The organism is Arthrobacter sp. yr096 (genome assembly GCF_900108925.1).
GTDB lineage: Bacteria > Actinomycetota > Actinomycetes > Actinomycetales > Micrococcaceae > Arthrobacter.
Genome location: NZ_FNYI01000010.1, coordinates 36,187 through 46,781 on the forward strand (window position 1 = coordinate 36,187; position 10,595 = coordinate 46,781).

At 60.6% G+C, this 10,595-nt stretch carries 12 protein-coding genes and 2 tRNA genes; 3 read left to right on the plus strand and 11 right to left on the minus strand.

What is annotated here, in order from left to right; translation table 11 throughout:
* Positions 1–127 precede the first annotated feature (127 nt).
* Complete coding sequence (locus tag BMY91_RS20075) at positions 128–331, plus strand: hypothetical protein (RefSeq protein ID WP_371261065.1); 204 nt, start codon at positions 128–130, stop codon at positions 329–331.
* 27 nt (positions 332–358) lie between these two features.
* Here BMY91_RS20075 and BMY91_RS20080 read toward each other — a convergent pair whose 3' ends face one another.
* The 5 genes from BMY91_RS20080 to BMY91_RS20100 all read right to left on the minus strand — a co-directional run bounded on the left by BMY91_RS20080 (position 359) and on the right by BMY91_RS20100 (position 6,018).
* Positions 359–1,180 (minus strand): carbohydrate ABC transporter permease, encoded by an 822-nt coding sequence (locus tag BMY91_RS20080; protein WP_090825152.1) that lies wholly within the window; start codon positions 1,178–1,180, stop codon positions 359–361.
* Positions 1,177–2,046, minus strand: coding sequence for a carbohydrate ABC transporter permease (locus BMY91_RS20085; RefSeq protein ID WP_090825154.1), 870 nt, complete (start codon positions 2,044–2,046; stop codon positions 1,177–1,179). Before BMY91_RS20085 ends, BMY91_RS20080 begins: the two co-directional genes overlap by 4 nt.
* Entirely contained in the window at positions 2,043–3,443 is a 1,401-nt protein-coding gene (locus tag BMY91_RS20090) for an extracellular solute-binding protein (protein WP_256212847.1), read from the minus strand. The genes BMY91_RS20085 and BMY91_RS20090 overlap by 4 nt, the downstream gene beginning before the upstream one ends.
* 31 nt (positions 3,444–3,474) lie before the next feature.
* Entirely contained in the window at positions 3,475–4,674 is a 1,200-nt protein-coding gene (locus tag BMY91_RS20095; protein ID WP_254779733.1) for an ROK family transcriptional regulator, read from the minus strand.
* 222 nt (positions 4,675–4,896) lie between these two features.
* Positions 4,897–6,018, minus strand: coding sequence for a class I SAM-dependent methyltransferase (locus tag BMY91_RS20100; RefSeq protein WP_177179972.1), 1,122 nt, complete (start codon positions 6,016–6,018; stop codon positions 4,897–4,899).
* Between the two features lie 227 nt (positions 6,019–6,245).
* Here BMY91_RS20100 and BMY91_RS20105 point away from each other — a divergent pair, with 227 nt between their 5' ends.
* Entirely contained in the window at positions 6,246–6,623 is a 378-nt protein-coding gene (locus BMY91_RS20105) for a cupin domain-containing protein (RefSeq protein ID WP_090825158.1), read from the plus strand.
* A gap of 65 nt (positions 6,624–6,688) precedes the next feature.
* Here the strand turns inward: BMY91_RS20105 and BMY91_RS20110 are convergent.
* Positions 6,689–6,761, minus strand: a tRNA-Ala gene (locus tag BMY91_RS20110).
* Between the two features lie 374 nt (positions 6,762–7,135).
* Between BMY91_RS20110 and BMY91_RS20115 the strand changes: the two genes are divergently transcribed.
* Positions 7,136–7,726 (plus strand): ScbR family autoregulator-binding transcription factor, encoded by a 591-nt coding sequence (locus BMY91_RS20115; protein ID WP_090825302.1) that lies wholly within the window; start codon positions 7,136–7,138, stop codon positions 7,724–7,726.
* Positions 7,727–7,800: 74 nt separating this feature from the next.
* Here BMY91_RS20115 and BMY91_RS20120 read toward each other — a convergent pair.
* From BMY91_RS20120 to BMY91_RS20140, 5 genes are all read right to left on the minus strand, one after another.
* Positions 7,801–7,876: transfer RNA gene (locus tag BMY91_RS20120), tRNA-Ala, on the minus strand.
* A gap of 116 nt (positions 7,877–7,992) precedes the next feature.
* A complete protein-coding gene (gene rsfS / locus BMY91_RS20125; protein ID WP_090825160.1) occupies positions 7,993–8,397 on the minus strand; it encodes a ribosome silencing factor in 405 nt (134 codons plus the stop codon).
* A gap of 58 nt (positions 8,398–8,455) precedes the next feature.
* A complete protein-coding gene (locus tag BMY91_RS20130; protein ID WP_090825161.1) occupies positions 8,456–9,649 on the minus strand; it encodes a hypothetical protein in 1,194 nt (397 codons plus the stop codon).
* Positions 9,650–9,656: 7 nt separating this feature from the next.
* Complete coding sequence (nadD, locus tag BMY91_RS20135) at positions 9,657–10,328, minus strand: nicotinate-nucleotide adenylyltransferase (RefSeq protein WP_256212853.1); 672 nt, start codon at positions 10,326–10,328, stop codon at positions 9,657–9,659.
* 4 nt (positions 10,329–10,332) lie between these two features.
* Positions 10,333–10,572 carry a hypothetical protein gene (locus BMY91_RS20140; protein WP_090825163.1) on the minus strand — a complete coding sequence of 80 codons (240 nt, stop codon included), beginning with the start codon at positions 10,570–10,572 and terminating at the stop codon, positions 10,333–10,335.
* Positions 10,573–10,595: the final 23 nt, after the last annotated feature.

Genomic DNA, 10,595 nt, shown 5'->3' on the forward strand with positions numbered 1-10,595 from the left:
CGGAACGCGCTGGGTGCCGGGCACCGGGTGCTTTTGCCTGCATCGGCCACTCTATCCAAGTCGTGCCGGTTCAGGTCCGCAATGGGGACCCCTCCCCATGCACTCTTCCTGGGTCTATCCTTTTGCCATGCATCAGCTACCAGCCGCCTATCAGAACTACCTCGCATCCCAGGACCAGCACGTCGTTGACGCCGTCCGACCCGTTCTTCTGCAATCAGCCGCGGACCAACGTCACGGAGTCCGGATCACGTTCAACAGGGGACCAACCGGGCACCAGGCCCATCTGGACGAGTCCATTCCCTACGGGGAAATCATCGAGGACATCGACTGACCCGGCACCACCTCCCACGGGCGCGGGCTATCCCTTGATGGCCCCGGAGAGGGCAAAGGAATTCCCCATGCCCCGGGACACCAACGCGTAGAGCAACAGCACCGGGAGAGAATAAAGGATGGAGAAAGCGGCCAATTGGCCGTAGGCAATCGCGCCGTGCTGGCCAAAGAAACTGAAGATTGAGACTGCCGCCGGCTGTTTGGCCGGAGACAGAAGCAGGATGAAGGGCACAAAGAAGTTTCCCCAGGCCTGGATGAAGACGAAGATGAAAACCACACCGAGTCCTTGCCTCATGAGCGGCATGACGATGGTCCGCAAGGCCGTCATTGCCGAAGCCCCATCCATCCACGCAGCTTCCTCCAGTTCCAGGGGGACGGAATCCATGAAGTTCTTGGTCATCCAGATGGCCATCGGCAGTGTGGTTGTGGCCATGAAGAAAACGGTTGCTGCCATGGAATCCAGCAACTGCAGCTGAACGAACAACCCGTAGACGGGCACCATGATTGCCGTAACGGGCAACGATGTGCCAAACAGGACCGTGTACATGAACGGCTTGTTGAAGCGCGATTGATATCTGGACAAGGGATACGCCGCCAACACTGCGGCCAGCAGGTTCACCACCGCTGTCCCTGCCGACAACAGAAAGCTGTTGGCCAAGGGCTGGAGCAGCAGTTCAGGGGTCAGCACAGCACGGAAGTTGGCAATCGACGGCGTGGACGGCACCTTGGCCTGGTATCCGGCTTGGGGATCGACGGCGGCCAGCAGCAACCACAGCAACGGCGCCACAAAACACATTCCTATCAGAGCCAATGCCATGTCCGCGCCCAGCTTGGCTTTGGAACGCCTCATCCGCGCTGCTCCCGGAGGAGCCGAACATATATCGCTCCAAAGACCATCCCCAGCAGAATGAGCACTGATGCCACCGCAGTGCCGTAGCCGATGTCGCCGAACTTGAACGCCTCCTGGTAAGCCAACACCGGCAAGGTGGTACTGGCATTGGCGGGGCCGCCGGCCGTCATTACCCAGATGAGCGTAAACACAGCCAAGGTTTGGAGCGTGATCAGCATCAGGTTGGTGGCAATACTGCTGCGGATCAGTGGCAACGTGATGAAAACGAGCCTCTGCCAGCCCCGGGCACCATCCATGAGCGCAGACTCAGTGATGTCCCGTGGCACATCAGCCAAGGCTGCCCGATAAACCAGCATCGAGAACGCTGTTCCACGCCACGTGTTCGCCAGGATGATCGCAACGAGCGGAAATGAATACAACCAATCCACGCCCGGGGCTCCCAGAAAACCCGTCATTTGGTTCAGTGTTCCGTCTCGGTTGAAGTAAGCGTAGGCGGCGAACGCCGCGACGATTTCCGGTAGCACCCATGCGGCAACAACTGCCGTACCTACCAGCTGCGACACAGCCCGCCGTGATCGCGTCATCAACAGGGCAATCACCAAGCCCAGGATGTTCTGGCCCAACACGGCCGAAGCCACCACAAACAATACGGTCAGCCATGCAGCCGCCGGAAAGGAGTCGTCGCTGAACATCCGAACGTAATTGTCTGTGCCAACCCACTGCGGGTCCTTGGCGGCTTTGCCGGACAAAGAGGCGTCAGTAAAGGACGCATGGAAGGACCACAGCACCGGGGCCACGAGGAACACCAGAAGCAGGAGAATGGACGGGACTACCGGAAGGAGCCGCAGCGAGCGGCGGATCGTCATTTCTCCAGAACCTTGTCCTCACCAACGAGCTTGCGGACGGTGGCGTCGTATTCGGCAGCGGCATCCTCCGGGCTTTGCTTCCCCGTGATGACAGCTTCCGTGGCCACTTGGACAGCAGTGGAAATCCGCGGGTAGTCCGCAGTGGCCGGACGGTAATGGGTCACTGCCACTAAATCCGAAACATCTTTAACAAAGGGGTTGGCCGCCAGGTAATCGGCTTCCGATGCGACGTCCGTGCGCACGGCGATCTGCGAGTTGTTGATGTCGTAGGACAACGCATTTTTCTTGTTCAGTGCCGTGGCAAGGAAGTTGAAGGCGAGATCAGGATTCTTGCTCTTCGCTCCTACCGCAAGAGTCCAACCGCCGGACATACTGACGCCACCAGGGTCCTGGCCATTCCGGGTGGGGAACGTGGCTACTGCCATGTCCTGCTCATAGCCCGACCACTCGTAGGCACCGCCTTTTTGCCAGAACGACGGCGTGTAGGAACCTTCTACAGTGGCCCCCAGTTTTCCCTGGGGGAACCATTCGCCGAACACCTTCTTCCACACGTTCGGGTCCAGTGCTTCGGCCGGGCTGACTGCCAGTTTCTCGTCGTAAAGGGTCTTCAGGAAAGCCAGCGAGTCTGTGAAGCCTTGGGAGCCCACTACCCACTTCTTCTCATCCTCGTCGTACAACGTGCTGTCGGTGCCATAGAGGAGTTCATAGAAGCCCTGCATCACCGTTCCCTCACCGGTCCCCTTGCCTGCGTACATGTTGAAAGGGATCACGGTGGGATCGGAGGCTTTGATGGCCCGCGCGGCAGTCAGGATGTCCTCCCACGATTTCGGCTGCCACGGCAGGGAAATGCCTGCGTTCCGGAACACGGCCTTGTTGTACCAAATGGCTCTGGTATCGGTGCCCAACGGCACAGCATAGATGCCGCCATCGTCAGCCCTACCGGCCGCCTTGGCTGCCTCGTTGAAGACGGACCAGTCGTCCCATTTCTCAAGGTAGCCATCCAGTTTGAGGAGGTAGCCGGCGTCGACGTCGGAACGCACCTTGAACGTGTCCTCGTAGAAAACGTCCGGTGCTGTTTCCGCGGAACGCTGGGCCAGGGCCAGCTTGGTCCCGTAATCGTCGTCGTTGGCCTGGATGGGTTGCAGCTCCACGGTCACGGCGGAGTTGGCAGCTTCAAATTCCTTCTTGGCATCCTGCATGACCGCATCAAGCGCCGTGAACGCGTCGGTTTTCTGGTAGACGATCTTCAGCGTCTTGCTCTCTGCCCCTTCAGGCGTCGACGAACAGGAAGACGCAGCGGCTACCACCACAGCGACGGAAACAAGGGCGGTCAGCTTCCTTGCGAGCGTCTTCACTCCAGCCGACGTCAATCCCGCTAACTTCACTGGGCGGCGCATGGTGCTCCAATCAGTTTTACGTGTTGCTTGCTTACCCCTCCAGAAGGAGCCGCTGCGCGCGAGGGGCCAGCATATGCTCCAGAACCAGGCACGCGGCACCAATGGCGCCGACGTCTTCACCCACACCGGTCCCTACGACTTCGAGGTCGTGAATCATGCGGGCAGCGTTGTTCTTGTCCAGCAGCCCTGGAACCCTGTCCAGGAAATATGGGGACATCCTGCCCCAGAAAGGACCGCCAAAGACCACTCGCTCCACGTCTAAGGCGTTGGTCACTACGGATACGGCGCGTGCCACGAGCGTTGCCGACTTATCCAGGATGGCGATGGCCTTTGGGTCTCCGGCATCAGCTTTGTCGCACAACCCGGCGAACCGTTCCTGGACTTCGGGACCGTCCGCGCCCTCGCGGTGGCCATCAAGCACTCCCGCTGCTTCCGCCTCGGCTACAACAACCTGCGGGATACACGAAGACTTGACGCATCCGCGCTGTCCGCAGTCACACAGCGGCCCGTCAGGGTCCACTACGATATGTCCGATTTCTCCGGCGTTTCCGGACGTGCCACGGACTACTTCATCATTGAGCACCAGGCCACAGCCGATGCCGGTTCCCATGTACATGAAAACAAAGCTGCCGGCACCGCTGGCTCCGCCGGCCCATGTTTCGGCCACCGCAGCACTCGTCACGTCCTTGTCCACCAAGGTTTCCAGCCCCGTTGCCTCGGTCAGCGCTTCACGGATACGCACCCTGTTCCAACGCGTCAGGAGCGGAGGCTCCACCACGGAGCCTTCGTCGAGGTCGATCGGCCCAGGGACCGCAACGCCCAGCCCAGCGATCTTGGAGGCATCCACACCGGACTCTTCGATGAGGACCGTGATCTGTTCAGCGATGCTGGTGATGACTCCCGCCGGATCACCACCAGGGGTCGCCATACGCGAATGCCGGACAACGTCCCCCAGCAGGTCAAGCACCACGAACGTGATAACGGCCGGATCCAAATGGACGCCAACGGCATACATGCCCGCAGGGTTCAGACGCAGGATGGTCCGCGGTTTCCCGGGCCCTGAGCCTTCCTTGCCGGCTTCGACAATGAGCTGCTGGTCCAGGAGCCGCCTGGAAATGTTGGAAATCGTTTGCGGGGAAAGCCCAACAATCTGCGCCAGCTCAACTCTGCTGAGGCCGCCGGATGATCGCCGGATGGCCTCCAGAATGACGGTCAGATTGAAGTCCCCCATCCGGGGTAAATTCGTTCCGCGCCTCGGTGTCGGCTGCCGGATCTCAGTCACTGATGCCCCTCGTCATTCGGAAAAACTTCGTCGAATTTAGTCTGTGTCTGCATCGTACGACACCCCCGCCTCCGCGGATACGAGCACACGCTGGCACCGGAGTACGGGGTTGGTAACAATGACACTGAATTGTATGCGACGGCCCCTCGGACCGCCTTTTGATGACGGACATCACGATCTTATGCTGCGCGTCACCGTAAACTTCGGGTTGCGGCCTTGCTCCGTTGTGGGCCCGATGAGGCGCTCCAGGGCCGCACGGTACTGCAGATGACTGTTGTACACCGTCCACAACTCTCCCGCGGGCGCCAGGACACGTGAGGCTGCCTCGAACATCTTGAGAGCTGCGCCGGCATGGACGCTGGCCCCGAGGTGGAACGGCGGGTTCAACAAGATCAGATCAATACTTCCGGTGTCCAGGGTGGACATGGCGTCGTCGTGGATGACGGTTATCCGATCCCCTGAGCCGTTGGCCAGTGCCGTACCTTTGGCCGAGGCCACGGCTGCCCACGACTGATCCGTAGCGATGACGCGCGAGCCTTCGTTGCGTCGTGCATACATTGTTGCCAGAATGCCCGTCCCGCAGCCCAGGTCAACCACGCGATCAGCGGCGGGAATGCGGTCCAGGAACGTCAGCAGGTACCGCGTTCCGATGTCCAGGCGGGCACCCGAGAACACTGCACCATGGGCACTCACCGCGATCCCCAGTTCAGGCAAGGAATCGGTGACGGGGAATGGCGCGGTGGGAGAGACTGGTTGAGGATCCTTCGCCACGAGCACCCTGGACTTCTGCCTGGCCAACTGAGGTTGAACCGAAGCGAAGAACTTCTCCAACACAGCGTTCATGCCAAGGGACATATGCTTGACCCGGCCTCCGGCCAACAGGACTGTCCGCGGCCCCGCAAACCGCGCAACGGCGTCGGCGATTTCCTCCAATTCTGCCAGCGACTTCGGCAACTGGATGAGGACAAGGTCGGCGCCGCCCAACAACTCCCCTCCGAGTTCGCACTGGGTGAAGCGATTCTCCAGGCCCGCCGCTGCGGCGTTGCGCTGCAACGCGAGCCTACCGCTGAAGAGATCCTGGTTGACGCGCACATGCCCGACGCCGAGACCCGCCAGCGCGCCGAGCGTCAAGGCGCCATATCTGTCACCGATCACAACAACCCTGGAGTCCGGGCCGACGAAGTCCGCCGCAGTATCCAGGAGAATCCTGTCCGTCGCGTCATATGCCTGCAGGTTGTCCGCTTCTACGTCAGGAAGCCTGCTCAACGTTGCGAAAAGGGCTTCGCGTTCCATAGCCGTCACGATGCGGTTCTCGCTTTCCTTGCGTCAGTGTCCCGACTTGACTGCAGTGTCTCGACTTAAGAGGGGCTTGGGAGGAATCTGGAGTGCATCAGGCAAACACCTGCTGGTCGTTTCGGTTGATGCCACAACCCAACACTTGCAGGCACAGGTCACGGCGAACGTCGGAGCCAGGCACCGGGACCATCATCTTCCGGCTCCCCCATCCCCTGCGAGAAACCATGAGTGTCAATGTTGTCACGAACCTGGAAGTAAAGTCCCACAATTCTCCCGACGAAACACGGCGTCCAGAGAAGACCGTGCTGGACCTCGTCACTGTAGGAGACTACACAATCGGCCGCATGACGTTTGAACCGGGCTGGACATGGGCCGACTGCATCAAACCGGTTGTCGGTACCGATTCCTGCCAGCTGAGCCACGTCGGTTTTTGCGTCGCCGGCGCCTTGGAAGTAGAAACGAACGACGGCGGCAAGATCAGTATTGCGGCCGGCGATTCGTACACCATTCCGCCGGGTCACAACGCCTGGGTTGTCGGTGATCAACCGTTCCAAGGAGTCGAGTTCGTCAGCGGCGCCGAGTTCGCGCGGCCACCTGACTAGACGCCAAGTACCGGGCACACCAAGCAAAAAGACCCCGCTCAGATGAGCGGGGTCTTTTTCCGAAGTGGAGCTGAGGGGACTCGAACCCCTGACCCCCTGCATGCCATGCAGGTGCGCTACCAGCTGCGCCACAGCCCCGGATTTACTGCTTTCTTGAGGAAGTATTTCTCTTCCCGCCGAAGCAACTCGTCAATACTAACCACATTCGGCTAAGAAGAGAAATCGCCGGAACGTGAAGTGCATCACGCGGTCCGACTGGTCGAATCCGTCCTTCGGCAGCCGAGGTGCGCTGGACGAATCCACCGCACCTCCCCCCAAACCGGCTGCCTGTGAGCGTGCCGCCCGGGCGGGCACAGCTCCCCCTGAAGTCTAGAATCTCCCGCCCGGAAAACAAAACCGTCCAGTCGGTTTATTGTCACGGCCTGACAGCGAAGCCGATGATAGCGTTATGAGGTCCTGTGGGCGCCCGCACGGCCGCCAACCCAGAGTTCGTGAAAGGTCATCCACCGCCCATGCAGCAACGCGCGAAAGACACCCGGCTGGCCGTTATTGAAGGTGCCGCCAAGGTATTCGCGGAAATCGGCTACGGGAACGCCAGCCTCACTGACATCACCAAGCGTGCCGGCGTGACCAAGGGCGCACTGTACTTCCACTTCACGTCCAAACGCGACCTGGCATTGGCGGTCATCGACGAACAACATGCCATGGTGCAGGAGTCCGGCTCGCTGATAGCTGCATCCGACAATCCCGCGCTGGAGAAAATCATTGGACTCTGCAGGATGTTCGGACAGCAACTGTTGGACGAACCGATCGTCCAGGGCGGTATCCGGCTCACCTTTGAAGCATCCGCCTTCCAGGCCGACGTTTCCGGCCCGTACGAGGATTGGATCAACACCGCAGAGCAATTGCTGGAACAGGCCAAGATGGATGGGACTGTCAGGGATAGCCTGGATCCGGCCGCATTTGCCCGCTACTTAATTGCGTCCTTCACCGGCGTTCAGATGGTCTCCGAGGTCCTGACGGGCCGCGAGGACGTTCTACTGAGGATCGAACAAATGTGGGAGTTCATGATGCCGGCACTGATATCCAGCCCGGCCACCTGAACACAGCCGCAATACAGCAGCGTTTCCCGGGATACGTGAAAGGTCCTGCCTTCCGTAAGGAAAGCAGGACCTCTTGGTGGAGCTGAGGGGACTCGAACCCCTGACCCCCTGCATGCCATGCAGGTGCGCTACCAGCTGCGCCACAGCCCCATATTCTTGCTGCTTCCCGTTTCGCCTTCCGGCCGTCCGCGCCGAAGCAACTCAAATATCTTAGAACAGCATTTCCGAAAATTCCAAATCGGGCATATTCGGTATGCCGGCAGTTCCTAGTGCTCGGAGTCCTCCACTGCAGCGGCCTTTGCTGAGGCGTCGTCACCCAGTTCGAGGTCCACTACAGGGCAGTCCTTCCACAGGCGCTCCAGGGCGTAGAAGACCCTGTCCTCGGCGTGCTGAACGTGGATCACAATGTCCGCATAGTCCAGCAGGACCCAGCGGCCTTCAGAGCGGCCCTCGCGACGCACCGGACGAAGGTCCTGCTTCAGCAGTTCTTCCTCGATGCCATCGACGATTGCGTTGACCTGGCGCTCTGTAGGAGCTGAGGCAATCAGGAAAATGTCAGTCAGAGCCAAACGTTCGCTCACGTCCAGAGCGACGATGTCCTCTGCGAGCTTGTCGGCCGCGGCACGCGCGGCGTGACGGGCGAGGGTTATTGATTGTTCATGTGCAGACACGGGAACTCCTTGTTGTGGCCTGGGGCCGATGTATGGCGTGAGCCGTTAGTAAGCGGAACTAGCCGCTGGTGATCATGATGATGCCGACGATGAGCGCAACAAGGCCCAACGCCAGGACGCCGTACTGCATCAGCCTGTTTCGCTGTGCCCTGGCCAAGCCGGCCGTGTTAACGTCCAAGGGGTCGAGACCATAGGCGGCACTGGCCGAAATCGGCGGACGCTGCGTCTCTTCGCTGGTTTCCACCGGAGCTGCCGGCTTCTTCCGTGCCGACCTTGCAACTGCCTCAGCCCGGGCCAGGACTCCCGACCGGCCTCGGGCACCGGACTTCTTGCCCTGCGACTGGTTGGCATCGAGCTTGGGACCGGCCGAGGTAACCAGCGGCACAAACGTGGTGCTTGGCCGCTTCATGACGGGTCGCTCCACGCCGGGAACCTTCACGAACTCCAAAGGAGTCACCATGGCCAGATTGTTGGCCGTGGAAGGTCCTGCTGCGGCAGCCGGCGACGCGCCATTCCCTGGAGACTTATCCGCAGCCCCCTTGTTTCGCTCCGCCTGGTTCTGCTCAGCAAGCTTCTGCTTGGCGGCGGCGCGCTTATTCATGACAGCTGCGCGCTCTGCAAGGGCAATCTGTTCTGCAAGAACCGCCGGATCAACGGCCAGCGGATCCTGCTCAGCAATGTGCTCCAGTTTTGCGGTCTGGTTCTGCACCTGGGCAGCGATCAGCTCACGGACAGCAAGCGCCTGCTCCACAGACATCCCGGATTCGGACGGACTTTTCTTGTCGTCTGCGCCTTCGGACGAAGATTCCGAAGGGCCCGGGGCCTGTTCTTTGGCAGGTTCGCGGGCCGCCTCCGCCTTGGCCGCGTCAGCCTTGGCGGCCTCCGACTCGGAACCTGCCACCGGAACGATGGGGTTCATTGACGTGGCGACCTCAGCCTGGAGTTGCTGGAGCCGAAGTTGGCGACGGGTGGGTGGGCCACCGCCGGACAGCTGCTCTTCCTTATCCGCCAATTCCTTGATGGTGCGCAATGCGGCACGATCACGGGCGCGGATCTGGGAAGACCGCTCTTGGGCAGCGGACCCTACAGCATCCACCGGCGCATCAGCGGCACGGCGATTGCGGCTGCTTGGGGGGTTGGAACCCGCACCAGACTCCGCCTCCGGGGCCGCGGTTGCGTCTGGCTGCTGCTCGTCCCTGGCGAGCCGAAGCTCACGCCTGCTGCGGATGGGTCGCTGTTCCTGGCTGCTCATTCAAAACTCATTCAGTACGTGCTTGGTCGTCTGATCCGGACAATGCGGGCGACAGCTCCCCTGACACAGGCTGCGCCGCATACAGTCCATACTTGGCGATGTACTGCACCACTCCGTCCGGAACGAGATACCAGACAGGATTGCCCGCTCCCACACGGGTACGGCAGTCCGTGGACGAAATCGCCATGGCAGGAACCTCCAGCAAGCTGACGTCGTCCCTGCCCATACTGTGCAGTTCATGCCCCGGACGTGTCACGCCAACGAAGTGGGCCAAGGACCACAGTTCGTCCACGTCCTTCCACGAAAGGATCTGGGCCAGAGCATCTGCTCCAGTGATGAAGAACAAGTCCGCGTCCGGACGCTGCGCCCGGAGATCGCGGAGTGTATCAATCGTGAACGTGGGACCCGGGCGGTCCACGTCTACCCTGCTCACCGTAAACCTGGGATTCGACGCAGTGGCAATCACAGTCATCAGGTAGCGATGCTCAGGTTCGCTGACCAATTTGTGCGACTTCTGCCAGGGCTGGCCAGTAGGCACGAAAACCACTTCATCGAGGCCGAACTTGGCTGCGACTTCGCTTGCAGCCACAAGGTGGCCGTGATGGATAGGATCAAAAGTTCCACCCATCACGCCCAGTCGGAGCCTGCGCTCCGACTCCCCACGCGGTGTTGCGGCGATAATGTTAGTGGCCCTGGTTGTGGGTGTGCTTGTTGGGGTGCTGGCGGTGCGGGTCGGAGTGCTCCTCAACGGCCTCGTGGCGGTTGCCGAGGTTGGTGTAGGAGAGCGTGACAAACATGAGGACCAAGAGGAAAGCGAACATCACCACACCGAAGACCCACGGCTCTGCCCAGAGTGGCGCGAGTTCCTCGTGGCCGCCCTCAGTTTGGGCGGCAATGGACGTGGCGATCTGCTGAAACAGCATCTTCTCCCCTAGTTGATTCTCAA